We start from the raw sequence: 21,613 nt of genomic DNA on the forward strand, positions 1-21,613 counted from the left end.
CACTGAGGACAGGACGAACCCGTGACGAAACGCGCCTTGGTCATCGACGACCACCCGATCACCCATCTGGGCGCCAGCCGCCTGCTGCGCGATCTGGGCTATGACCCGGTGGGCCAGGCCATGTCCGGAGAGGAGGCGCTGGACCAGCTGACCCGCGACCCCGCCCCCGACCTGATCGTCCTGGACATCAGCCTGCCCGGCGCGGGTGGCCTGGACCTGGTCGCCCCGCTGCTGGCCGCCGCACCCGACGCGCGCATCCTGGTCTTTTCGATGAACGACCAGACAGGCTTTGCCGCCCGTGCCCTGCAGGCGGGCGCGCAGGGGTTCCTGTCCAAGAACGCCCCGCCGTCCGATTTCCGCGACGCCGTGCGCACGCTGGAGGCCGGAGAGTTCTATCTGGCCCCCAAGCAGGCGATGGCGCTGGCCACGCTGCGCGCGGGCGCCGCGGGCGACCCCCTGGGCGCGCTGTCGGACCGCGAACGCCAGGTCCTGGCCCTGATCGGGCAGGGGCATGCGCTGCAGGCCATCGCGGATCAGCTGGGCGTCAGCTACAAGACCGCGGCCAACACCTCGTCGGCGCTCAAGAAGAAGCTGGGCGTGGACGGGATCAACGGCTTGATGAAATTCGCGCTGGACAGCGGCGTATAGGGGGTCGGCATGCTGGCTTGGTTCACGAACGACACCGACACGACGCCCGGCGCGGCTGACCTGGCGCTGGAGGCGCTGGCAGCGGACCTGAGCGCGCGCGGACTGCCCGTGGCGGGGGCGGTGCAGCGCAACCTGGACCTGGGCCCTGATTGCGCGTGCGACATGGAGATGATCGTGCTGGGCGATCCCGGCGATCCGGTCCGCATCTCTCAGTCGCTTGGGCCGGGGGCGCAGGGCTGCAGGCTGGATACCGGCGCGCTGGAGGAGGCGGTGGCGCGCACCGCGCCCCGTCTGGCCGGCGCGGGCTTGGTGGTGATCCCCAAGTTCGGCCGCCAGGAGGCGATGGGCCGCGGCTTTCGTGACCTGATCGGCCAGGCGGTGGCCGACGGGCAGCCGGTGATCCTCTACGTGCCGCGCCAGCAGCAGGCGGCGTTCCTGGATTTCGCGGGCGATCTGGCGGTGCGGATCCGGCCCGACCAGCTGCGGTCCTGGTGCCTGGACCGATTCGCGGCGGCGTCGTGACGGACCTGGACGCGCGGGGGTTGCTGTGTCCCCTGCCGGTGCTGCGGCTGCGAAAGCAGCTGCTGGCGATACCCGAAGGGGGCATCGTGCGGCTGATCGCGACGGATCGCATGGCGATGGTCGATGTGCCGCATTTCTGCGGGCAGGCCGGGCATGCCATGATCGGGATGCGCGATCTAGGCGACGGCGTCACGGAATTTACGGTCAGGCGCGGCCCCGCGACCGGACAGGCAGCCGATCCTGCCCCCGAAGAGAGTTGAGCACCGACGATGACCATGCCCTTCCTGCCCTCGCGCAAGCGCCTGTCGGAGTTGACAGAGCAAGAGATCGTGGCCCTGGCCATCGCCTCCGAGGAGGATGACGCGCGCATCTATCGCAATTGGGCGGCGTTCCTGCGCAAGGACTATCCCGCCAGCGCCGCCGTGTTCGACGCCATGAGCGCCGAGGAGGACGGCCACCGCCGCCTGCTGCTGGACATGCACCAGCGCCGGTGGGGTGACGCCATCGCCGTGATCCGCCGCGAACATGTCGCGGGCTATGTCACCCGCCGCCCCGCCTGGATGATCGAAAACCTGTCGCTGGACCGCATCCGCGCCGAGGCCGCGGGCATGGAACGCGACGCGGCCGAGTTCTATGCCCATGCCGCCCAGGTCAGCCAGGACGCCGGCACGCGCAAGCTGCTGGGTGATCTGGCCGCCGCCGAGCGCGGCCACGAGAACCGCGCCCACGAGCTGACCGAACAACTGCTGCCCGCCGATGCCCGCGCCGAGGAGGATGCCGTCGCCCATCGCGATTTCGTCCTGACCTGGGTCCAGCCGGGGCTGGCGGGGCTGATGGACGGCAGCGTGTCGACCCTGGCGCCGATCTTTGCAGTGGCGTTTGCCACGCAGAACCCATGGACGACCTTCCTGGTGGGCGCCGCCGCCAGCATCGGCGCAGGCATCAGCATGGGCTTTACCGAGGCCGCATCCGATGACGGCGTGGTGTCGGGACGCGGATCGCCGCTGAAGCGCGGACTGTCATCGGGGGTGATGACCACCGTGGGCGGGATGGGGCACGCCCTGCCCTATCTGATCCCGGATTTCTGGACCGCCACCACCATCGCCATCATCGTCGTCTTCGTCGAGCTGTGGGCCATCGCCTGGATCCAGAACCGCTGGATGCAGACGCCCTTCTGGCGGGCCGTCTTGCAAGTCGTCGTGGGCGGTGGTCTGGTGCTGGCCGTTGGGGTGCTGATCGGATCGGGCTGACGGCCCCCGCCCGGGGGCCAGATGACCGAGATCCTGCTCAAGACCCTGCCCTTCTTCGCCCTGATCGGGCTGGGCTGGGTCGCCGCCGCCACGCGGTTCTTTCCCGCCCAGGGTGCGGCCTGGCTGACGAAGTTCGTGTTCTATTTCGCGCTGTCGGCGATGCTGTTCCGCTTCGCGGCCGGGGTCGATCTGGGTCGGCTGTTCGATCTGCGCTTCGTTCTGGCCTATCTGGCCGGCTCCACGGCGGTCTGGGCCGTGGGCCTGTGGGTCGCGCGCGCCCGCGGCCTGGGCCTGGCCGAGGCCGCGATGGAGGCGCAGTGCTGCATGATCGGCAACACCGGCTTTCTGGGCGTGCCGATGCTGGTCGTGCTGCTGGGCCCGGCGGCGATCGGGCCGGTGCTGATGGTGCTGATCATCGACATGCTGGTCTTTTCCACGTTGATCACGCTGATCGTGCATGCCTCGCGCAATGGCGGGGTCGGCGTCGCCGCCATCCTGCCGGTGCTGCGGGGGATCGCGGCCAACCCGATGATCCTGGCGATGGTCGCGGGCCTTTCCTGGGGCGGGCTGGGCCTGCCCATGCCTGCCCCCCTGGACGAATTCCTATCGATCCTGGGGGCCGCCGCCACGCCCGGCGCGCTGTTCGCCATCGGCGCCAGCCTGGCGGGGCGCAGCCTGGCGCGACTGGCCCCGTCGGCCTGGCTGTCGGGGGCCAAGCTGGTCCTGCACCCGGCCGCGGTGGGTCTGGCGGCCTGGGCCTTCGGGGTCGATCCCGTGTCGGCAGGAGTCATGGTGGTCGCGGCGGGCCTGCCGGTCGCGGGCAACGTCTATATCCTGGCCCAGCATTTCGGGCTGGCGCAGCAGCGGGTGTCGACTGCGATCCTGATCTCGACCGCGGCCAGCATCCTGACCATCCCCGCGCTGATCCTGCTGATCGGGGCCTAGGCCCGCGCGGCCAGCATCGCCTCCTCCAGGATATCCAGCGCCTGCGCGAATTGGTCGTTCGGGATGGTCAGCGGCGCCAGGAAGCGGATCACGTTGCCATGCACCCCGCAGGTCAGCAGCAGCAGCCCCCGCGCCAGCGCCTGTTCGCGCACCCGCGCGGTCAGGCCCGCATCGGGCCCGTCCGGGCCGATGAACTCGGCCGCGACCATGAAGCCCGGCCCCCGGATGTCGGCCAGTTCCGGCATCTGCGGCCGGATCGCCTCCAGCCGCGCCTTCAGCGCCGCGCCCAGGCGGTTGGCGCGTTCGCACAGGCCTTCCTCCTCGATCACGTCCAGCACCGCCAGGCCCGCCGCGATCCCCAAGGGGTTGCCGCCATAGGTGCCGCCCAAGCCCCCCGGCTCGGCCGCATCCATGATCTCGGCGCGGCCCGTCACCGCGGCGATGGGCAACCCGCCGCCCAGGCCCTTGGCCATGGTCACTAGATCGGCTGCGACGCCGTGATGCTCCATCGCGAACAGGCGGCCGGTACGCGCGAACCCGGTCTGCACCTCGTCGGCGATCATCACGATGCCATGCCGGTCGCACAGCGCGCGGATCGCCACGACGAAATCGGTGGGCGCGGGATAGAAGCCCCCCTCGCCCTGCACCGGCTCGAACACGATGGCGGCGACGCGGGCGGGGTCCAGGTCAGCCTTGAACAGCTTGTCGATGGCGGCAAGGCTGTCCTCGGTGGTGACCCCATGCAGCGGGCAGGGGAAGGGCGCGTGGAAGACGTCGGGCATCATGCCGCCGAAGCCCTTCTTGTAGGGGACGACCTTGCCGGTCAGCGTCATGCCCATGAAGGTCCGCCCGTGGAACGCGCCGGTGAAGGCGATCACCGCATCGCGCTTCGTGGCCGCGCGGGCGATCTTGACCGCGTTCTCGCAGGCCTCGGCCCCGGTGGTGACAAAGATCGTCTTCTTGGCAAAATCGCCCGGGGTCGCGTCGTTCAGGCGCTCGGCCAGGCGGACATAGTTCTCATAGGGCAGAACCTGGTGGCAGGTATGCGTGAACGCGTCCAGCTGGGCGCGCACGGCCTCGATCACGCGGGGGTGGCGGTGGCCGGTGTTCACCACCGCGATGCCGGCGGCGAAATCGATCAGGCGGTTGCCCTCGATGTCGGTGACGGTGGCGTTTTCGGCATGTGCCGCGAAATGGTCGGTCATCACGCCCACGCCGCGGGCCATGGCGGAGCGGCGGCGGGCGGCGGTTGCCGCGTTGGTCGCGGCGTCGGTCAGGTCCTTCATGGTGCATCCCTCCCTGGATGGATGGTCCAAGGGTGATCCTTTCGCACGCGTTTGCCAACGGCGAACTTCGCCTCGACGCAGGCGGCGGGGCGGGCTATCCCCGGACGCGCACGTTCAAGGGAGGGAACCGGACATGCGCGACATCGCGGACCTGAGGCTGTCGAACATCCTGCTGGCGGTGGACGACGAGGGCATCGCCCGCGTCACCCTGAACCGCCCGGCCAAGCGCAACGCGCTGGACCTGGCCACCATCGAGGAGCTGATCGACATCTTCACCACCCTGCCGCGCGCGGGCGTGCGCGCCGCGATCCTGGACGCGGCGGGCGATCATTTCTGCGCGGGGCTGGACCTGGTGGAACACCACCGCGAGGATCGCAGCGCCGCCGATTTCATGCAGGTCTGCCTGCGCTGGCACGATGCGTTCAACCGGATGGAATATGGCGGCGTGCCGGTCATCGCCGTCCTGCAGGGGGCGGTCGTGGGCGGCGGGCTGGAACTGGCCAGCGCCGCGCATATCCGCGTGGCGGGGCCCGGCACCTATTTCGGCCTGCCCGAGGGGCAGCGCGGCCTGTTCACGGGCGGCGGCGCCACGGTCCGCGTGGCCGACCTGATCGGCAAGGCGCGGATGATCGACATGATGCTGTCCGGGCGCCTCTATCGCGGGAACGAGGCCGTGTCGGTGGGGCTGTGCCAGTACATGGTCGACGACCCGGCCGCCCATGCGCTGCAGATCGCGCGCAAGGCGGCACAGAACCCGCCGCTGTCGAACTTCGCCATCTGCTCGGCCATCAGCCACATGCAGAACATGAGCGCGCTGGACGCAGCCTATGCCGAGGCCGCCGTGGCCGGCGTCGTGAATACCCAGGCCGCGGCCCGCGACAGGCTGGCGGCCTTCGCCGGCGGCACCGCGGACAAGATCAAGCCCGCCTGACGGAGGCGCCATGTCGCGTCGCGGGCCTTGGGCCCGTGCCGCGGCAGCGGTCGGTCGGGGCTCGATGCCCCGGCCGACCGCTCCTCGCTCAGGGCATCAGGGTCAGGACCAGCGTGACCACCCCGCCGATCGCCAGGAACCCCAGCAGCACGAAGACCCCGTCCCGCGCCAGCAGGCCGAAGGCCAGCAGGCTGACCACCACGCCCATCAGCGACGAGGTGAAGGGAATGAATTCCAGCAGCGGCATCACCAGCCCGCAGCACAGGCAGATCCCCTGCACGATCCAGCGCATGGGCCGGCGCACCAGCGGGGTCAGCCGCTCGTGGCTGACCCGGTCAAGGAACCGCGCGGGCTTCTCCATCCAGTCAAGCGCCTTGCGCAACCGGTCGCCGGACACCTGCCGCCGCATCAGGAAGCCCGGCAGCCAGACGTGATCGCGCCCGATCAGCATCTGCGCCGACACCAGCGCGATCAGCAGGCCGCAGATGCTGGAGAACAGCGGCACGCCCGACAGGGGCGACGCCACCGCAAAGGCCGGGATCATCAGGTTGGGGGGCAGCGAATCCTGGCCCAGGGCCTCGGCGATCTGTCCGACGCTGACCTTGTCGCCCTCGGCCCCCTTGCGCACGCGGCCGACCAGATCGGTGATGACGGTGTCATCGCTCATCGCATTCTCCTGCTTGTCGGGGGTGCAACGCATGGACCCGTCGCGGGGTCCGCGCTCAGCCCGCGCGGCGTGCGGCGGTCAGCAGCCGGTCCAGCGACTGCAGGAACCGTGCCCGGTCGGCCTTGCCGAACCCCGCCCCGCCGCCCTTGTGGAACGGGTCCGCCGCGCGGATGTCGGCCATCAGGTCGCGCGTGGCCAGCCGTGGGCCGATGTTGCGCACGTCCAGCACCTCTCCGGCATGTGTCAGCACCGCCGCCCCCGCCTTGATGCAGCGATCCGCCAGCGGCAGGTCACCCGTCACCACCACGTCGCCGGGACCGCAGCTGTCGGCGATCCACTTGTCGGCCTCGTCGGGGCCCGCGGACACGATCTGCAGCCGGACCAGCGGATGCGTGGGCATCCTGAGGCCCCCGTTGCAGACCAGCACCATGGGCACACCCATGCGGACGGCCACCCGCTCGGCCTCGGCCTTGACCGGGCAGGCATCCGCATCGATGAACAGCGTGGTCATCAGTCGCGCAGCAGCTCGTTGATCGAGGTCTTGGACCGCGTCTGCGCGTCGACCCGCTTGACGATCACCGCACAGTACAGGTTCACGCCGTTCTTGGACGGCATCGTGCCCGACACCACGACCGACCCCGCCGGAACCTCGCCATAGGTCACGCTGCCCGTCTCGCGGTCGACGATCTTGGTCGACTGGCCGATATAGACGCCCATCCCCAAGACCGATCCCTCGCGCACGATGCAGCCCTCGACCACCTCCGAACGCGCGCCGATGAAGCAGTCGTCCTCGATGATCGTCGGCCCCGCCTGCAGCGGCTCCAGCACGCCGCCGATGCCAACGCCGCCCGACAGGTGGACGTTCTTACCGATCTGCGCGCAGGACCCGACGGTGGCCCAGGTGTCGATCATCGCGCCCTCGCCCACATGGGCACCCAGGTTGACGAAGGACGGCATCAGCACCGCGCCCTTGCCGATGAACGCCGACCGCCGCACGATCGCGCCCGGCACGGCGCGGAACCCCGCGCGGCGCCAGTCGTCCTGGGTCCAGCCATGGAACTTGGACGGAACCTTGTCCCACCACGAGGTGCCCTGCGGACCGCCGGCCATCTCCTCCATGTCGTTCAGGCGGAAGGACAGCAGCACCGCCTTTTTCGCCCACTGGTTCACGTGCCAGTCGGCGCCGCGCTTTTCGGCCACGCGCAGGGCACCGCTGTCCAGCTGATGCAGGGTCTCGCGCACGGCCTCGCGGGCGGCGCCCTGCGTGTCGGGGGTGATCTCGGCGCGGGCCTCCCACGCGGTTTCGATGGCTTGTTCCAGGTCTTGGGTCATCTTGGCCTCTTGCTGCTGTCGCGTCCGGGTGGAAACTGTTGCCTGTGGGCTATAAGCATCAACCAATGCACGCGCAATCCGCGCATCCCCCACCCCGAGGCCTTGATGACCGATACGACCGAACAGGACCGCGCCCACACCCTGCCCGCCAGCAGCCGCGACGCGGCCCGCGCCCGGCACGTGCCCGACACGCCCCAGACCCGTGCGCCGTCCTATCAGCTGGCCTTCAGCGACCGCGACTTCCTGCTGCGCGAGGAGCTTCGCCCCGTCCGCCTGCAGCTGGAACTGCTGAAGCCCCAGATGATCATGGACGAACACGGCATCGAATCCACCGTGGTGATGTTCGGCGGCGCGCGCATCCCGGCGCCCGACGGCGCGGCCCGCGACGCCCGCAGCCCGGCCTTGGCCGAACTGTCGAAATACTATACCGAGGCGCGCCTGTTCGCCCGCCTGATGACCGAACGCAGCCTGGCGCAGGGCGGCAAGGACCTGGTCATCTGCACCGGCGGCGGCCCCGGCGTCATGGAGGCGGGCAACCTGGGCGCGCAGGAGGTCGGCGGCCAGTCGATCGGCCTGGGCATCGTGCTGCCGCACGAGCAGGCCCCCAACCCCTATGTCACGCCGGACCTGTGCTTCAACTTCCACTATTTCGCGATCCGCAAGATGCATTTCCTGATGCGCGCCCGCGCCATCACGGTCTTCCCCGGCGGCTTCGGCACCCTGGACGAGCTGTTCGAGGCGCTGACCCTGATCCAGACCGGCCGCATGGCCCGCATCCCGGTCCTGCTGTTCGGGGCCGAGTTCTGGGACGGCATCATCAACTGGCAGGCCCTGGCCCGCGCCGGCACGATCAGCGCGTCCGACCTGGACCTGATCCGCTATGTCGAGACCGCGGACGAGGCCGTGGCGATCATCGACGCCTGGTCGCCGGAATGAAACGCTTGCATCGCGGCCATGGCCCGATCATGCAGATCGCATGACACGCGCGCTGGACGATCTGGGCTGGGGGCCCTTCTTTGCCGATCAGGTCACCGATGACGATGCGGGGCTGGTGCCCATGCGCATCGCCGCGGTGCACCGGTCGCGGCTGATGGCCGAAACCGGGGCGGGCCAGGTCCGGCTGGACCTGCCGCTGCATGCCACGACCGCAGACTTTGCGGTGGGCGACTGGGTGCTGGCCAAGGGCGACACGCGCGTGGTGGCCCGCCTGCTGGACCGCCGCGCCCTGCTGCGTCGCCGGACCGAGGGGGCGGATGCCCGCCAGCTGATCGCCGCCAACGTGGACACGCTGTTCGTGGTCACGTCGTGCAACGACGATTTCAACCCGGCCCGCCTGGAACGCTATCTGGCCCTGGCGAACGAGGCCGGGACGGACCCGGTGATCGTGCTGACCAAGATCGACAAGGTCGACGACCCGTCGGCCTGGGTCGACCGCGCCCGCACCCTGCAGCGCGGGCTGCAGGTCGTGGCGCTGAACGCCAAGTCGCCCGATGCGGCGGCCGTGCTGGCACCCTGGTGCGGACCGGGGCGGACGGTCGCGCTGGTGGGCTCGTCCGGAGTGGGCAAATCGACGCTGCTGAACACGCTGTCGGGCCGCGATGCCCAGGCCACCGGGGAGATCCGCGAATCGGACGCCAAGGGGCGGCACACCACCACTGCGCGGTCGCTGCATCCGGTGGCGGGCGGGGGCTGGGTCATCGACACGCCCGGCATGCGCACGCTGCACGTGGCCGATGTCGCCGTGGGCATCGAGATGCTGTTCGCCGAGATCACCGAACTGGCCCCCCATTGCCGGTTCCGCGACTGCACCCATGCGCATGAACCGGGCTGCGCGGTGCAGGCGGCCGTGCGCGCCGGCACGCTGGACGCGGACCGCCTGGAACGCTGGCGCAAGCTGCACGACGAGAACCGCGACAACACCCCCGTCCAGACCGGGCCCCGCGGCAACCGCACGACCCTGCCCCGCGGCGGCAGGCGGCGCTGATGATCACTGCTCCCGCAATCATGTTGCACGCGCTGGGGGAGAGGTCGTCCCCTGGGGGACGTTTCCCGGTTTGGGCAGCCGTTGTTGCTGCAAGCGTCGTCGAACAGCCAAGCACATAGGCCGCGTCCTGCATCACGATGGCTCAGGTCGCCGATGAAGCCACACTGAAAATGCGACGAACAGGGCCAAGGGTCACGCGCCAAAACTGTTTGTGCGTGGCGAGGCCAAACGCATCGCAAACAGGCCTTTGGACCGGTCGACGGGCCAAAACGCCCGTGACGCCGCGGCGCCGATCACCGTCGAACGCACTGTGGCGCGTGCCATCCGCACAGGAGGTCGCCGTCGAGCAGCCTGCCGGTGGCAGGTGCCGTGACCGGCCCTGCGCCAGGTTCAGACGGGCTGTTCTAGGCGGTTTCCGCCGCGATCTGGGCGCGGGACTTGCGGCCGCGTTCTGTCGCGGATTTCAGCTGGCCGCAGGCGGCCATGATGTCCTCTCCGCGCGGGGTGCGGATCGGGCTGGCATAGCCCGCATTGTGGATGATGTTCGCGAAGGCATGGATGCGGTTGTTGCTGGACCGCTTGTAGGGGGCGCCGGGCCATTCGTTGAACGGGATCAGGTTGATCTTGGCCGGGATGCCCTCGATCAGCTTGACCAGGCGGTGCGCGTCCTCGTCGCTGTCGTTCACGCCCGCCAGCATCACGTATTCAAAGGTGATCCGCTCGCTGTTGGTCAGGCGAGGATAGTCCCGCAGCGCGGCCAGCAGCGTCTCGATGTTCCAGCGCTTGTTGATGGGGACCAGGCGGTCGCGGACCTCGTCCGTCGTGGCGTGGAAGCTGACCGCCAGCAGGCAGCCGATCTCCTGCGCGGTGCGCGCGATCTCGGGGACGACGCCGCTGGTCGACAGGGTGATGCGGCGGCGCGACAGGGACAGGCCCTCGTTGTCCATCACGACTTTCATCGCGTCGCGGACGTTCTCGAAATTGTACAGCGGCTCGCCCATGCCCATCAGGACGATGTTGCTGATCAGCCGCGTCTCGTCCTTGGGGGCGCCCTGGACGGGCCATTCGCCCAGATCGTCGCGCGCCAGCATCAACTGGCCGACGATTTCCCCGGGCGTCAGGTTGCGCACCAGCTTCTGCGTGCCGGTATGGCAGAACGAACAGGTCAGCGTGCAGCCCACCTGGCTGCTGACGCAGAGCGTGCCGCGGCCCTCCTCGGGGATGTAGACGACCTCGACCTCGTGGCCACCGGCGATGCGGACAAGATACTTGCGCGTGCCGTCGCTGCTGACCTGACGGGTCACCATCTCGGGCAGGCTGATCTCGAAATTGGCCGCCAGCAGGGCGCGGTAATCCTTGGCCAGGTTGGTCATCTGCGCGAAATCGCGCACGCCCCAGTGATAGACCCACTGCCAGACCTGGCCCACGCGCATCTTGGCCTGACGCTCGGGCGTGCCCGCCGCGACCAGGGCGTCCAGCAGCTGCGCCCGCGTCAGGCCGACGATGTTCGTCAGCCCGCCCTGGGGCAGCTTGCGCGGAAGCGTCATCACGTCCTGCGTGATCGGCGCAGACGGGGTCTGATCGGTCATGAAGATCACCGGTGTTGGAACGGCCCAAGGGGCGAAAGACAGCCACATATGCGAAAGCGGGCCCGAAATCAACCGGCCCGCCCCCCTGGTTCCGTCAGGACTGCAACCTTGCGGTTACTGGCAGCGCTCGCGTGCGCTGTTGGTCGCGGCGGTGATGCCCGACAGGCTGAACGTGTCCTTGGTCGTGGTGCCGCGTGCCGAACGGCCGGTCACGACCGCCGACGAGCCGCCGCGCAGGGCCGCGATCATCGCCTCGTCGTCGGACGGGCTGCCGGTCCAGGCGCTCTCGCCCTCGGTGAACAGGTTGAACGTGCGGCCGCCCACATCGACCTCGACCGTCGAATCCGGGGCGAAGGGATAGCCGCCGCTGAAGCTGACCTCTCCGTTCTGGCCGGGACGGTAGGCGACGTACAGGCGGATGTCGCCGCGCGTCACCTCGGTCGGCTGACCGTCGCGGGTGTTCAGCGTGGATTTCGGGGGCGAGACTGCCCAGCATTCGCGCGGGTTGTCGGCCGCGAAGACTGTCCAGTCCCCTTCGGTCGCCACGACGTTGCTGGATTCTTGCGCAACCGCCGTGCCCAGTCCGGCGATCAGGACAAGGCTGGCGCCCATGCCGCGCAGGGTGGTGGTAATCATGCTCTGGCCTCCTGCCAATTCAATTCGCCGCTTCGCCCGGCGTTCTTCCTGATTGCTGTGGTCTTTTCAACCATCTGTCGTCAGGATAGCGAAAATCGCCGCCCGTTAAAGGCTGCGCAAGCACAATCGCGCAATTGTCAGGGAGAAAACATGCGGTCCGCAGAAATGATCGAACTGTGGCGCGGCGACATGCGCGAAAGCCTGCATGCCGGCCATGCCGTGATCTGCGACGCCCATGGCGTGGTCGAGGCCTGGGGGCGACCCGGGCAGGTGATCTATCCGCGGTCGTCGTGCAAGATGATCCAGGCGCTGCCGCTGATGGAAAGCGGTGCCGCCGATGCGGCGGGTCTGACCGACCGCCAGCTGGCCCTGGCCTGTGCCAGCCACTCGGGGGCGGCGATTCATGTCACGGCCGTGGACGGCTGGCTGACCGGGCTGGGCCTGGGCGAGCCCGACCTGCGCTGCGGCAGCCACATGCCGCGCGACGCGGAGGAGAACCGCCGCCTGACCTGTTCGGACCGCGCGCCCTGCCAGCTGCACAACAACTGTTCGGGCAAGCATGCGGGCTTTCTGACGCTGAACCGCCACCTGAAGGGCGGGCCGTATTATGTAGAGCCCGACCACCCGGTCCAGCGTGCCGTCAAGGCCGCCTTCGAGGAGGTCACCGACGAGGAGAGCCCCGGTTTCGGCATCGACGGCTGTTCGGCCCCGAACTGGGCCTGCACGGTCGAGGGGCTGGCCCGCGCGATGGCGCGGTTCGCCAATCCCGGCACCGACCGGCGCGGCCAGGCGATGCGGCGGCTGGTGGACGCGATGCGCAGCCACCCCGAGATGGTCGCGGGCGAGGGTCGGTCCTGCACCGAGCTGATGCGCGCGATGGGGGGCGTCGCGGCGATCAAGACCGGGGCCGAGGCGGTGTTCGTGGCGATCCTGCCCGACCAGGGCCTGGGCGTCGCGCTGAAGATCACCGATGGCGGCACCCGCGCCAGCGAGGCCGCGATTACCGCGCTGCTGATCCACCTGGGCGTTCTGGATGCGACCCATCCGGCGGCGCAGGCGCTTCTGGACGGACCGATCCTGAACTGTCGCGGCATGGTCACGGGCAACCTGCGCCGCGCGCCGGGCTTTCCCGCCTGAGGGCCGTCACATCCCCGACATGGAGCCGTGCTTTACTGTACGGCACGGGATGCCCCCGTCCCGTTCCCGTGCCCCGAACCGGCGCCCCTTGGCAGAGCGGGCGCCGGATGCGCGGTCTCAGATCATCTGCCAGATCAGCCGACCCGCCAACAGGGTCGAGGTCACGACCAGCAGCGGCTTGATCAGCCGCGCGCCGATGCGCGAGGCCAGCCGCGCGCCCAGCATCGCCCCCGCGATCTGCGCCGCCCCCATCGCCATGCCCAAAAGCCACAGCGGCTGGCCGACCAGCGCGAAGGCCCCCAGCCCGCCCAGGTTCGAGGCGAAGTTCAGCAGCTTGGTATGGGCCGTGGCCTTCAGAACCCCGTATCCGGCCAGCGTGACAAACCCGATCATGTAGAACGCCCCCGCCCCCGGCCCGATCAGCCCGTCATAGAAGCCCACGAACGGCACCACCGTCGCCGCAAAGACCAGGGGCGTCAGGCGGCGCGTGCGGTCCAGGTCGTTCAGTCCGGGTTTCAGCGCAAAGAACAACGCGATGCCGATCAGGATGACCGGTAGGATCAGCCGCAACCCGTCGGTGGGGATCGCGCTGACCAGCGCCGCCCCCGCGGCCCCCGCCGCCCCCGCGATCAGCGCGGATTTCCACTGGCTGCGCAGATCGACCAGACCCCGCGCTGCATAGCTGAGCGCGGCCGTCCCCGCGCCGAAGACGCCCTGCACCTTGTTCGTGGCCAGCGCCTGCGCGGGCGACAGTCCCGCCAGCATCAGGATGGGCAGCGTGATCAGCCCGCCCCCGCCCGCGATGGCATCGACGAAGCCTGCGGCAAAGGCCGCCATCATCAGCAGCATCACCAGGTCGGCGGTCAGTTCGAACATCATCGGGACTTTCGGTGGGGCAATCGTCGCAGGGGTATTTGGACAAAGGAGAAATCAGGGGGTGACGAAATCCTCGTCCGCGAAGCCCTGCAGGTACAAGAGCGCGGTCAGGTCGCCGTGGTTGATGCGGATCTGGGCCTGGGCGGCGACCGCGGGTTTCGCGTGCAGCGCCACGCCGGCACCGGCCAGCTGGATCATGCCCAGGTCGTTGGCGCCGTCGCCCACCGCGATCGCGTTCTGGGGCGTGGTGCCGAGGCGGGCGGCGATCTGGGTCAGGGCATCGACCTTGGCCTCGCGGCCCAGGATGGGCAGGGCGACCTGCCCGGTCAGCACGCCATCCTGCGCCAGCAGCGTGTTGGCGCGATGTTCGTCAAAGCCCAGGGTCTGGGCCACGGCCCGGGTGAAGCTGGTGAAGCCCCCCGAGACCAGCGCGGCATAGGCTCCGTGCGCGCGCATGGTCGCGACCAGCACGGCCCCGCCCGCGGCATAGGTGATGCGTTCGGCCAGGACCTGGGCGATGACCGTCTCCGGCAGGTTCGCCAGCAGGGCCACGCGTTCGGTCAGCGCTGCGTTGAAGTCCAGCTCTCCGTTCATGGCGCGGGCGGTGATCTGGGCCACGCGGGGGCCGAAACCCGCCATGTCGGCCAGTTCGTCGATGCATTCCTGATCGATCATGGTCGAATCCATGTCGGCGATCAGGATGCGCTTGCGCCGCCCGCCCGCGGGCTGGATCGCCAGGTCGATGCCGATGGCCTGCAGGTCGGACCAGACCTGATCCGAATCGCCCGGAAGCACCGCGATGTCGAATTCGGCAGCCACGCCCGGCGACAGCCAGCGCGTCACGTCGCCGCCCCACCGGTCGGCCAGACCGCCGGGCAGCGCATCATCCAGATTGGCTGCGGCAGGCGCCGCGATCAGCGAGACGGTGAACATGGGCGCGGTCCTTGTGCGGTTGCCTGCGGGTGTAGGACAAAGTTTTTTCTTGCGCCAGAGCGGGAGGGGCCTTAGGTCGGTCGGTGGGACACCCCTCCCCAACGAGGGGCTTTTTAGCTGGAAGGCTAGTCACATGACCGATCATGCGATCCCGGCTGCGCGGCCGGAAAATCCGCGCTTTTCCTCGGGCCCCTGCGCCAAGATCCCCCATTATTCGCTGGACATGCTGTCGGACGCGCCCCTGGGCCGGTCGCATCGCGCCGCCGTCGGCAAGTCCAAGCTGGCCGAGGCCATCGAGCTGACCCGTGCGGTCTTGGGCGTGCCGGCCGATTACCGCATCGGCATCGTCCCCGGTTCCGACACCGGCGCGGTCGAGATGGCGATGTGGACCCTGCTGGGCGCCCGCCCCGTCGAGATGCTGGCCTGGGAAAGCTTCGGCGAGGGCTGGGTCACGGATGCCGTGAAGCAGCTGAAGCTGGACGCCACGGTCCGCAAGGCCGATTACGGCAAGATCGTCGATCTGGCAGAGGTCGATTTCGACAAGGACGTCGTCTTCACCTGGAACGGCACCACCAGCGGCGTGCGCGTGCCGAACGGCGACGCGATCCCCGCCGACCGCGCGGGCCTGACCATCTGCGACGCGACCAGCGCGGCCTTCGCCATGGACCTGCCTTGGGACAAGCTGGATGTAGTGACTTTCAGCTGGCAGAAGGTGCTGGGCGGCGAGGGCGCGCATGGCGTCCTGATCCTGTCGCCGCGCGCCGTCGAACGGCTGGAGACCTATACCCCTGCCTGGCCGCTGCCCAAGATCTTCCGCATGACCAAGGGCGGCAAGCTGATCGAGGGCATCTTCAAGGGAGAGACGATCAACACGCCCTCGATGCTGGCGGTCGAAGATTACCTGGTCGCGCTGAAATGGGCGCAATCCCTGGGCGGCCTCACGGCGCTGATCGCGCGGGCGGATGCCAATGCGGGCGCGGTGCGCGATTTCATCGCGGACAAGGACTGGATCGCCGATCTGGCCGAGGATCCGGCCACCGCGTCGACGACCAGCGTCTGCCTGAAGTTCACCGATCCGGCGATCAAGGACGGCGCGGCCTTTGCCAAGGCCGTGGCCAAGCGCCTGGAGAAGGAGGGCGTGGCGCTGGACGCCGGCGCCTATCGCGACGCACCTGCGGGTCTGCGCATCTGGTGCGGATCGACGGTCGAGACCGCCGATGTCGCGGCGCTGATGCCGTGGGTCGAATGGGCCTATCGCGCCGAACTGGCCGCGCAGTGACCTGACAAGCCGGGGGGCTTTGCGCGCCCCGGACACCCGCAGGGTATTTTTCCAACGAAGAAGCCAGACGTCAGCGTGGCCATGCCCGGGCGTTCCCACACAAGGATGAATGACATGCCGAAGGTTCTCGTGTCCGACAAGCTGTCGGAAACCGCCGTCCAGATCTTTCGCGATCGCGGCGTCGAGGTGGATTACCTGCCCGATCTGGGCAAGGACAAGGAAAAGCTGGCCGAGGTGATCGGCCAGTATGACGGGCTGGCCATCCGGTCGGCGACCAAGGTCACCGACAAGCTGCTGGAAGGCGCGACCAACCTGAAGGTCATCGGCCGCGCCGGCATCGGGGTCGACAACGTCGACATCCCGGCCGCCAGCAAGAAGGGCGTGATCGTGATGAACACGCCTTTCGGCAACAGCGTGACCACGGCCGAACATGCCATCGCGATGATGTTCGCGGTCGCGCGCCAGCTGCCCGAGGCCAGCGTCAGCACCCATGCCGGCAAGTGGGAGAAGAACCGCTTCATGGGGGTCGAGCTGTTCAACAAGACCCTGGGCGTGATCGGGGCGGGCAACATCGGCGGCATCGTGATCGACCGCGCCCTGGGTCTGCACATGAAGGTGCTCGCCTATGACCCCTTCCTGTCCGAGGATCGCGCCAAGGAACTGGGCGTGACCAAGGTCGAGCTGGACGACCTGCTGGGCAAGTCCGACTTCATCACCTTCCACGTGCCGCTGACCGACAAGACCCGCAACATCCTATCGCGCGAGGCCATCGGCAAGCTGAAGAAGGGCGTGCGCATCATCAACTGCGCCCGCGGCGGCCTGGTCGACGAGGAGGCGCTGGCCGAGGCGTTGAAGGACGGGCGCGTGGCGGGTGCCGCATTCGACGTCTTTGCCGTCGAGCCCGCGACGGAAAGCCCGCTGTTCAACCTGCCCAACGTCGTCGTCACGCCCCACCTGGGCGCCGCCACGACCGAGGCGCAGGAGAACGTCGCCCTGCAGGTCGCCGAGCAGATGTCGGACTATCTGCTGACGGGCGCGGTGCAGAACGCGCTGAACATGCCCTCGGTCACGGCCGAGGAGGCCGCGGTGATGGGCCCCTGGATCAAGCTGGCCGCGCATCTGGGCGCCTTCGTGGGCCAGATGACCGACGAGCCGATCAAGGCGATCAACGTGCTGTATGACGGCGTCGTGTCCGAGATGAACCTGAACGCACTGAACGCGGCGGTGATCGCGGGCGTGATGAAGGCGTCGAACCCGGACGTGAACATGGTGTCGGCCCCGGTCATGGCCAAGGATCGCGGCGTGCAGGTGTCCACCACCAAGCAGGACAAGGCCGGCGCCTATGAGGGTTACGTCAAGGTCACCTGCGTGACCGAGACGCGCGAACGCTCGATCGCGGGCACGGTGTTCAGCGATGGCAAGCCGCGCTTTATCCAGATCCGCGGGATCAACGTGGACGCCGAGGTGGGAAGCCACATGCTGTACACCCGCAACAAGGACGTTCCCGGCGTCATCGGCGCGCTTGGGATGACCCTGGGCGATCTGGGCGTGAACATCGCGAACTTTACCCTGGGGCGGGCCGCCAACGGGGCGGATGCCATCGCGATCCTGTACCTGGACGAGGCGATCAGCGACGAGGCCCTGGCCACGCTGCAGAACACCGGCAAGTTCCTGCAGGCCCGCCGGCTGCAGTTCGAGGTTTGACCTCGGCCCCGCACGCCCTTACCCAAGGGGCGTGCGGACCCTCCCTGCCGCGCGCCACGGCCAGGTGACAGATGCGACTTTATGCGATTGGCGACATTCACGGACAGCTGGACCTGCTGAAGGCCTCGCATCAGCGGATCTTCGACGACGGCGGGCCTGATGCGGTCATCGCCCATGTGGGCGACCTGATCGACCGCGGTCCCGATTCGCGCGGCGTGGTGGACCACCTGTTGCGCGGCCAGCAGGCGGCGCGGCCCTGGATCGTCACCCGCGGCAATCACGACCGCTTTCTGCCCGCGTTTCTGAACCAGCCTGACTGGATCGACCCGGGCCTGTCGTCCGGACAGCATTGGGTAGACCATCCGGGTCTGGGCGCGGCCGCGACGCTGCGGTCCTATGGCGTGGACCCGGATCAGCCGCGCGAGGCGCTGCTGCGCGATGCGCGGGCGGCGGTTCCTGCGGATCACGCGCGGTTCCTGGCGGCACTGCCGCTGTGGTATCTTCATCCGCTGGCGCTGGTCGTGCATGCGGGCATCCGCCCGGGCATCGACCTGCAGGACCAGGCAGAGGGCGACCTGGTCTGGATCCGCCAGGGGTTCCTGGACAGCGACGTCGATTTCGGGCCGCTGGTCGTGCACGGGCACACCGCGCTGGAGGCCCCTGCCCTGTACGCAAACCGCCTGAACCTGGACGGGGGCGCCGCCTATGGCCGGCCGCTGTCCGCCGCCGTCATCGAACCGGGTGCCGTGCACCTGCTGACCGAATCGGGCCGCCAGCCCCTGTTGCCGGAGTAGACCATGCGCCTTGCCCTGACCCTTGCCCTGACCCTTGCCCCCCTGTCGTTGCAGGCCGAGGAGGTCGGCCGCGTCGGCGTGGACTGGGTCGGCAACGATGTCGTCATCGAGGCGATCAAGGACCCCGAGGTGCCGGGCGTGACCTGCCACCTGGCCTATTTCAGCCGCTCGGTCCTGGACCGGCTGAGCCAGGGCAACTGGTTCGAGGATCCGTCCAACAGCGCGATCCAGTGCACCCGCACCGGGCCCATCGACGTCAGCGCCCTGACCCCCGGCGAGGGAGAAAACGTGTTCAGCGAGGGGCGTTCGCTGGTGTTCAAGTCGCTGCGGGTGCAGCGCATCTATGACGCCGACAACCGCGTGCTGGTCTATCTGGCCCATGCCAACCAGGTCAGCGAGGGGTCGGCCAAGATGTCGATGGCGACCGTGCCCCTGACGGCGGACGACATCGCCCCCTGATCGCCTGCCGGTGGACAGGACCGTCGCGGCGCGCTAGAAGGCGCGCTGACTTTTGTTGATCCCTGACACGAACGATGGATACCGCCCGAATGCAGGCCCAAAGCCGCCACGCGAAATACAGCCTGGGACAGGTCGTCCGGCACCGTTCGCGGCCGTTCCGGGGCGTGATCTTCGACGTCGATCCCGAATTCGCGAATACCGAGGAATGGTACGAATCCATCCCCGAGGATTCGCGCCCCGATCGCGACCAGCCGTTCTATCACCTGTTCGCCGAGACCGAGGCGACCTATTACGTGGCCTATGTGTCCGAGCAGAACCTTGAACTGGACGTGTCGGGCGAACCGCTGGACCACCCCGAGGTCGGGGACATGTTCAGCGCCTTTCAGGACGGCCGCTATTTCCTGGCGGGACCGGTCAACTAGGCGTCGACCTCCATCTGGGCAAAGGGGATGCTGAAGGCCAGATAGTTCCGGCTTTCCTCGCGGTAATAGCACAGGGCCTGCGTCAGGTCCTGGATCAGGAACCAGCCGAAGCCGCCTTCGGGCAGATCGTCCGCGACCATCGGCGGCAGGTTGCGCGGCAGCAGGCAGTCGTCAGGCAGCGAGATCCCGTCATCGGTCAGCGCGCAGGCCAGGCCCGAACTGTGGCGCACGATGCACAGGTGGATCACCGGCAGCCGCGCCTGTTCCGCCTGGCCCAGCGGGGCGTGTTCGGCGACGTTGTTCATCACCTCGGCCAAGACCAGTTCCAGCCGGCCCAGAGTGTCGTCGCCCACCTCTCCGCGGAAACGCTGGCGGACGTCCTGCAGGGTGTCGCGCACGATCATCGGATGGGCGTTCAGGACGCGGTGGAACATCGGCTGCGTCAGTGCGGATGCACGGTTTCCGATGCCCGGATCGGAGCGTTCACTGGGTGTCATTCTCGTTGCTCCTTCTGAGCGGTGCGGGGCTGGATGTCGAACACGCTGTCCATCCGCGTCAGGCGGAACACGCGTTCGACATTGGGCGTAAGCGCGAACAGCACCAGCGCCAGGTTCTCGGGCAGGCTCTTGCGGACGGCGATCATCGCCCCCAGGCCAGAGCTGTCCATGAAGTCCACCGCCGCCATGTCCATGTGCACCGGCTTGCGGTTCTTGACCACGATCTCGCGCAGCTTGTCCTTGAACAGGGTCGCAATCGCCGCGTCGATCCGGGGTTCCGTCACCGTGATGTTCAGATGGGATTCGGCGTCTTCGACGATGAACTGCATGATTCCGGGCCTTCCTTGCGCATCTGCATCCTTGACTAGACCCCAAAGGTTACGATCCGGTAAGCGCGAGGACAGATCGGGGGGAAAGATCATGACAATTCAGGACATCTACGTGCTGGGGGCGGCGCGCACGCCGATGGGCGGGCTGATGGGCGCGCTGTCGGGGGTGTCCGCGGCCGATCTGGGTGGGGCGGCCATCGCCGCGGCACTGGCGCGCGCGGGCGGGCCCGCGGTCGATGCGCTGTTCATGGGCTGCGTCCTGCCCGCGGGCCAGGGCCAGGCCCCGGCGCGGCAGGCGGGCTTTGCCGGGGGGCTGGGACAGGAGGTGCCGGCAACGACGCTGAACAAGATGTGCGGATCGGGGATGCAGGCCGTGATGATGGCGTCCGATGCCATCCGCGCCGGCAGCGCCGGCATCGTCGTCGCGGGCGGCATGGAGAGCATGTCGAACGCTCCCTACCTGCTGCCCAAAATGCGCGCCGGGGCGCGCCTGGGGCATGCACAGGCGTTGGACCACATGTTCCTGGACGGGCTGGAGGATGCCTATGACAAGGGCCGCCTGATGGGCACGTTTGCCGAGGATTGCGCCGCGGAATTCGCCTTTTCCCGCCAGGCGCAGGACGACTTCGCCCTGGCCAGCCTGACGCGCGCGCAGGAGGCCATCGCCGGCGGCGCGTTCGCGACCGAGATCACACCCGTCACCGTGCCCGGCCGCGGCAAGGTCACCGTGGTCGACACCGACGAACAGCCCGGCCTGGCCCGCCCCGACAAGATCCCGCTGCTGAAACCCGCGTTCCGCGACGGGGGCACCGTGACGGCGGCCAACAGCTCGTCCATCTCGGACGGGGCGGCGGCGCTGGTGCTGGGCGGTCGGGCGCAGGGCGCCGTCGCGCGCATCGTCGGCCATGCCAGCCACGCCCAGGCCCCCGGCCAGTTCCCCACCGCGCCCGTGCCCGCCGCCGAAAAGCTGCTGGCGCGGATCGGATGGGACAGCGACAGCGTCGATCTGTGGGAGGTGAACGAGGCCTTTGCCGTCGTGCCGATGGCCTTCATGGCGCGGATGGGCCTGTCCCATGACAGCGTGAACGTGCATGGCGGAGCCTGCGCAATGGGCCATCCGATCGGCGCGTCGGGGGCGCGGATCATCGTCACGCTGATCCATGCGCTGCAGGCGCGAGGGCTGCGCCGGGGCGTGGCCGCGATCTGCATCGGCGGCGGCGAGGGAACCGCGCTGGCGGTCGAACTGTGCTGATCTGCCTGCCAAACCGGCAGGCTGCCCCGGGCGCCGGCAGCGGCGCCCCCGCCACGGCGCCAAGCTGCGGAACCAATGGGCAAATCCGGCGGTTCTGCTGTGGACTTACCGGAACCGGGCGCGGATCATCGATCCAAGGAA

General features: G+C 68.8%; 25 protein-coding genes. 15 read left to right on the forward strand and 10 right to left on the reverse strand.

Annotation, left to right across the window (positions count from 1 at the left end):
* The first annotated feature begins 21 nt into the window (after nt 1–21).
* The 5 genes from PRL19_RS03670 to PRL19_RS03690 are packed head-to-tail and all read left to right on the forward strand — an operon-like array spanning nt 22 to nt 3,365.
* The gene (locus PRL19_RS03670; protein ID WP_046000410.1) at nt 22–648 is read left to right on the forward strand and encodes a response regulator; all 627 of its coding nucleotides are present in this window, start codon (nt 22–24) and stop codon (nt 646–648) included.
* A gap of 9 nt (nt 649–657) precedes the next feature.
* Complete coding sequence (locus tag PRL19_RS03675; RefSeq protein ID WP_273743910.1) at nt 658–1,170, forward strand: DUF2478 domain-containing protein; 513 nt, start codon at nt 658–660, stop codon at nt 1,168–1,170.
* Nucleotides 1,167–1,430: a sulfurtransferase TusA family protein gene (locus tag PRL19_RS03680; RefSeq protein WP_337960269.1), complete on the forward strand. Its 264-nt coding sequence runs from the start codon at nt 1,167–1,169 to the stop codon at nt 1,428–1,430. The genes PRL19_RS03675 and PRL19_RS03680 overlap by 4 nt, the downstream gene beginning before the upstream one ends.
* Nucleotides 1,431–1,445: 15 nt before the next feature.
* Nucleotides 1,446–2,420, forward strand: coding sequence for an iron exporter MbfA (gene mbfA / locus PRL19_RS03685; protein WP_127899244.1), 975 nt, complete (start codon nt 1,446–1,448; stop codon nt 2,418–2,420).
* A gap of 21 nt (nt 2,421–2,441) precedes the next feature.
* Nucleotides 2,442–3,365, forward strand: coding sequence for an AEC family transporter (locus PRL19_RS03690; protein ID WP_273743911.1), 924 nt, complete (start codon nt 2,442–2,444; stop codon nt 3,363–3,365).
* On the opposite strand, the gene PRL19_RS03695 is transcribed toward PRL19_RS03690, so the two are convergent.
* A complete protein-coding gene (locus PRL19_RS03695) occupies nt 3,362–4,651 on the reverse strand; it encodes a 4-aminobutyrate--2-oxoglutarate transaminase (RefSeq protein WP_273743912.1) in 1,290 nt (429 codons plus the stop codon). The genes PRL19_RS03690 and PRL19_RS03695 overlap by 4 nt on opposite strands.
* A 133-nt stretch (nt 4,652–4,784) precedes the next feature.
* Here PRL19_RS03695 and PRL19_RS03700 point away from each other — a divergent pair, with 133 nt between their 5' ends.
* Nucleotides 4,785–5,582 (forward strand): crotonase/enoyl-CoA hydratase family protein, encoded by a 798-nt coding sequence (locus tag PRL19_RS03700; protein WP_273743913.1) that lies wholly within the window; start codon nt 4,785–4,787, stop codon nt 5,580–5,582.
* Nucleotides 5,583–5,670: 88 nt separating this feature from the next.
* On the opposite strand, the gene PRL19_RS03705 is transcribed toward PRL19_RS03700, so the two are convergent.
* The 3 genes from PRL19_RS03705 to dapD are packed head-to-tail and all read right to left on the reverse strand — an operon-like array spanning nt 5,671 to nt 7,581.
* A complete protein-coding gene (locus PRL19_RS03705) occupies nt 5,671–6,249 on the reverse strand; it encodes an exopolysaccharide biosynthesis protein (RefSeq protein ID WP_046000416.1) in 579 nt (192 codons plus the stop codon).
* A 55-nt stretch (nt 6,250–6,304) separates the two neighbouring features.
* Nucleotides 6,305–6,760, reverse strand: a complete 456-nt coding sequence (locus PRL19_RS03710; protein WP_046000417.1) for a YaiI/YqxD family protein — start codon at nt 6,758–6,760, stop codon at nt 6,305–6,307.
* On the reverse strand, nt 6,760–7,581 hold the full coding sequence (dapD, locus tag PRL19_RS03715; protein ID WP_045983067.1) for a 2,3,4,5-tetrahydropyridine-2,6-dicarboxylate N-succinyltransferase: 822 nt from the start codon (nt 7,579–7,581) through the stop codon (nt 6,760–6,762). The genes PRL19_RS03710 and dapD overlap by 1 nt, the downstream gene beginning before the upstream one ends.
* A gap of 105 nt (nt 7,582–7,686) precedes the next feature.
* On the opposite strand from dapD, the gene PRL19_RS03720 reads away from it, so the two are divergent.
* Both PRL19_RS03720 and rsgA read left to right on the forward strand, forming a co-directional pair.
* Entirely contained in the window at nt 7,687–8,517 is an 831-nt protein-coding gene (locus PRL19_RS03720) for an LOG family protein (RefSeq protein WP_046000418.1), read from the forward strand.
* Between the two features lie 40 nt (nt 8,518–8,557).
* A complete protein-coding gene (rsgA, locus tag PRL19_RS03725; protein WP_273743915.1) occupies nt 8,558–9,565 on the forward strand; it encodes a ribosome small subunit-dependent GTPase A in 1,008 nt (335 codons plus the stop codon).
* A gap of 404 nt (nt 9,566–9,969) precedes the next feature.
* On the opposite strand, the gene rlmN is transcribed toward rsgA, so the two are convergent.
* Nucleotides 9,970–11,154, reverse strand: coding sequence for a dual-specificity RNA methyltransferase RlmN (gene rlmN, locus PRL19_RS03730; protein ID WP_046000819.1), 1,185 nt, complete (start codon nt 11,152–11,154; stop codon nt 9,970–9,972).
* A gap of 114 nt (nt 11,155–11,268) precedes the next feature.
* Nucleotides 11,269–11,790, reverse strand: coding sequence for an invasion associated locus B family protein (locus PRL19_RS03735; RefSeq protein WP_046000420.1), 522 nt, complete (start codon nt 11,788–11,790; stop codon nt 11,269–11,271).
* 150 nt (nt 11,791–11,940) lie between these two features.
* On the opposite strand from PRL19_RS03735, the gene PRL19_RS03740 reads away from it, so the two are divergent.
* Nucleotides 11,941–12,927, forward strand: a complete 987-nt coding sequence (locus PRL19_RS03740) for an asparaginase (protein WP_273743916.1) — start codon at nt 11,941–11,943, stop codon at nt 12,925–12,927.
* A gap of 117 nt (nt 12,928–13,044) precedes the next feature.
* Here PRL19_RS03740 and PRL19_RS03745 read toward each other — a convergent pair whose 3' ends face one another.
* Together PRL19_RS03745 and serB are read right to left on the reverse strand one after the other, a co-directional pair.
* Nucleotides 13,045–13,803, reverse strand: a complete 759-nt coding sequence (locus tag PRL19_RS03745) for a TSUP family transporter (protein WP_273744453.1) — start codon at nt 13,801–13,803, stop codon at nt 13,045–13,047.
* Nucleotides 13,804–13,857: 54 nt separating this feature from the next.
* Complete coding sequence (gene serB / locus PRL19_RS03750; protein WP_273743917.1) at nt 13,858–14,736, reverse strand: phosphoserine phosphatase SerB; 879 nt, start codon at nt 14,734–14,736, stop codon at nt 13,858–13,860.
* A gap of 133 nt (nt 14,737–14,869) precedes the next feature.
* Between serB and PRL19_RS03755 the strand changes: the two genes are divergently transcribed.
* The 5 genes from PRL19_RS03755 to hspQ all read left to right on the forward strand — a co-directional run bounded on the left by PRL19_RS03755 (nt 14,870) and on the right by hspQ (nt 19,394).
* Nucleotides 14,870–16,015, forward strand: a complete 1,146-nt coding sequence (locus tag PRL19_RS03755; RefSeq protein ID WP_273743918.1) for a phosphoserine transaminase — start codon at nt 14,870–14,872, stop codon at nt 16,013–16,015.
* A gap of 114 nt (nt 16,016–16,129) precedes the next feature.
* Nucleotides 16,130–17,719 carry a phosphoglycerate dehydrogenase gene (gene serA / locus PRL19_RS03760; RefSeq protein ID WP_273743919.1) on the forward strand — a complete coding sequence of 530 codons (1,590 nt, stop codon included), beginning with the start codon at nt 16,130–16,132 and terminating at the stop codon, nt 17,717–17,719.
* Nucleotides 17,720–17,790: 71 nt separating this feature from the next.
* Nucleotides 17,791–18,513 (forward strand): metallophosphoesterase, encoded by a 723-nt coding sequence (locus PRL19_RS03765; RefSeq protein ID WP_273743920.1) that lies wholly within the window; start codon nt 17,791–17,793, stop codon nt 18,511–18,513.
* Between the two features lie 3 nt (nt 18,514–18,516).
* Nucleotides 18,517–18,972, forward strand: coding sequence for a CreA family protein (locus tag PRL19_RS03770; protein ID WP_139598662.1), 456 nt, complete (start codon nt 18,517–18,519; stop codon nt 18,970–18,972).
* A 74-nt stretch (nt 18,973–19,046) separates the two neighbouring features.
* Nucleotides 19,047–19,394, forward strand: coding sequence for a heat shock protein HspQ (gene hspQ, locus PRL19_RS03775; RefSeq protein WP_369799424.1), 348 nt, complete (start codon nt 19,047–19,049; stop codon nt 19,392–19,394).
* On the opposite strand, the gene PRL19_RS03780 is transcribed toward hspQ, so the two are convergent.
* Both PRL19_RS03780 and PRL19_RS03785 read right to left on the reverse strand, forming a co-directional pair.
* Nucleotides 19,391–19,891, reverse strand: coding sequence for an ATP-binding protein (locus PRL19_RS03780; RefSeq protein WP_273743922.1), 501 nt, complete (start codon nt 19,889–19,891; stop codon nt 19,391–19,393). The two genes, hspQ and PRL19_RS03780, sit on opposite strands and share 4 nt — an antisense overlap.
* Entirely contained in the window at nt 19,888–20,220 is a 333-nt protein-coding gene (locus tag PRL19_RS03785) for an STAS domain-containing protein (RefSeq protein ID WP_273743924.1), read from the reverse strand. Before PRL19_RS03785 ends, PRL19_RS03780 begins: the two co-directional genes overlap by 4 nt.
* Nucleotides 20,221–20,311: 91 nt before the next feature.
* Between PRL19_RS03785 and PRL19_RS03790 the strand changes: the two genes are divergently transcribed.
* Nucleotides 20,312–21,472, forward strand: coding sequence for an acetyl-CoA C-acyltransferase (locus PRL19_RS03790; protein WP_420704409.1), 1,161 nt, complete (start codon nt 20,312–20,314; stop codon nt 21,470–21,472).
* Nucleotides 21,473–21,613: the final 141 nt, after the last annotated feature.

The sequence above is a fragment of the Paracoccus marcusii genome, from assembly GCF_028621715.1.
Lineage (GTDB): Bacteria > Pseudomonadota > Alphaproteobacteria > Rhodobacterales > Rhodobacteraceae > Paracoccus > Paracoccus marcusii.

Excerpts from the sequence above, each read along its gene's own strand:
- PRL19_RS03705 (WP_046000416.1), bottom strand. The coding sequence starts at position 6,249 with ATGAGCGATGACACCGTCATCACCGATCTGGTCGGCCGCGTGCGCAAG.
- PRL19_RS03695 (WP_273743912.1), bottom strand. The coding sequence starts at position 4,651 with ATGAAGGACCTGACCGACGCCGCGACCAACGCGGCAACCGCCGCCCGC.
- dapD (WP_045983067.1), bottom strand. The coding sequence starts at position 7,581 with ATGACCCAAGACCTGGAACAAGCCATCGAAACCGCGTGGGAGGCCCGC.
- PRL19_RS03710 (WP_046000417.1), bottom strand. The coding sequence starts at position 6,760 with ATGACCACGCTGTTCATCGATGCGGATGCCTGCCCGGTCAAGGCCGAG.
- PRL19_RS03770 (WP_139598662.1), top strand. The coding sequence starts at position 18,517 with ATGCGCCTTGCCCTGACCCTTGCCCTGACCCTTGCCCCCCTGTCGTTG.
- PRL19_RS03720 (WP_046000418.1), top strand. The coding sequence starts at position 7,687 with ATGACCGATACGACCGAACAGGACCGCGCCCACACCCTGCCCGCCAGC.
- PRL19_RS03700 (WP_273743913.1), top strand. The coding sequence starts at position 4,785 with ATGCGCGACATCGCGGACCTGAGGCTGTCGAACATCCTGCTGGCGGTG.
- rlmN (WP_046000819.1), bottom strand. The coding sequence starts at position 11,154 with ATGACCGATCAGACCCCGTCTGCGCCGATCACGCAGGACGTGATGACG.
- serB (WP_273743917.1), bottom strand. The coding sequence starts at position 14,736 with ATGTTCACCGTCTCGCTGATCGCGGCGCCTGCCGCAGCCAATCTGGAT.
- PRL19_RS03740 (WP_273743916.1), top strand. The coding sequence starts at position 11,941 with ATGCGGTCCGCAGAAATGATCGAACTGTGGCGCGGCGACATGCGCGAA.
- PRL19_RS03785 (WP_273743924.1), bottom strand. The coding sequence starts at position 20,220 with ATGCAGTTCATCGTCGAAGACGCCGAATCCCATCTGAACATCACGGTG.
- PRL19_RS03780 (WP_273743922.1), bottom strand. The coding sequence starts at position 19,891 with ATGACACCCAGTGAACGCTCCGATCCGGGCATCGGAAACCGTGCATCC.
- PRL19_RS03790 (WP_420704409.1), top strand. The coding sequence starts at position 20,312 with ATGACAATTCAGGACATCTACGTGCTGGGGGCGGCGCGCACGCCGATG.
- hspQ (WP_369799424.1), top strand. The coding sequence starts at position 19,047 with ATGGATACCGCCCGAATGCAGGCCCAAAGCCGCCACGCGAAATACAGC.
- rsgA (WP_273743915.1), top strand. The coding sequence starts at position 8,558 with ATGACACGCGCGCTGGACGATCTGGGCTGGGGGCCCTTCTTTGCCGAT.
- PRL19_RS03735 (WP_046000420.1), bottom strand. The coding sequence starts at position 11,790 with ATGATTACCACCACCCTGCGCGGCATGGGCGCCAGCCTTGTCCTGATC.
- PRL19_RS03745 (WP_273744453.1), bottom strand. The coding sequence starts at position 13,803 with ATGTTCGAACTGACCGCCGACCTGGTGATGCTGCTGATGATGGCGGCC.
- PRL19_RS03690 (WP_273743911.1), top strand. The coding sequence starts at position 2,442 with ATGACCGAGATCCTGCTCAAGACCCTGCCCTTCTTCGCCCTGATCGGG.
- PRL19_RS03765 (WP_273743920.1), top strand. The coding sequence starts at position 17,791 with ATGCGACTTTATGCGATTGGCGACATTCACGGACAGCTGGACCTGCTG.
- mbfA (WP_127899244.1), top strand. The coding sequence starts at position 1,446 with ATGCCCTTCCTGCCCTCGCGCAAGCGCCTGTCGGAGTTGACAGAGCAA.
- PRL19_RS03755 (WP_273743918.1), top strand. The coding sequence starts at position 14,870 with ATGACCGATCATGCGATCCCGGCTGCGCGGCCGGAAAATCCGCGCTTT.
- PRL19_RS03675 (WP_273743910.1), top strand. The coding sequence starts at position 658 with ATGCTGGCTTGGTTCACGAACGACACCGACACGACGCCCGGCGCGGCT.
- serA (WP_273743919.1), top strand. The coding sequence starts at position 16,130 with ATGCCGAAGGTTCTCGTGTCCGACAAGCTGTCGGAAACCGCCGTCCAG.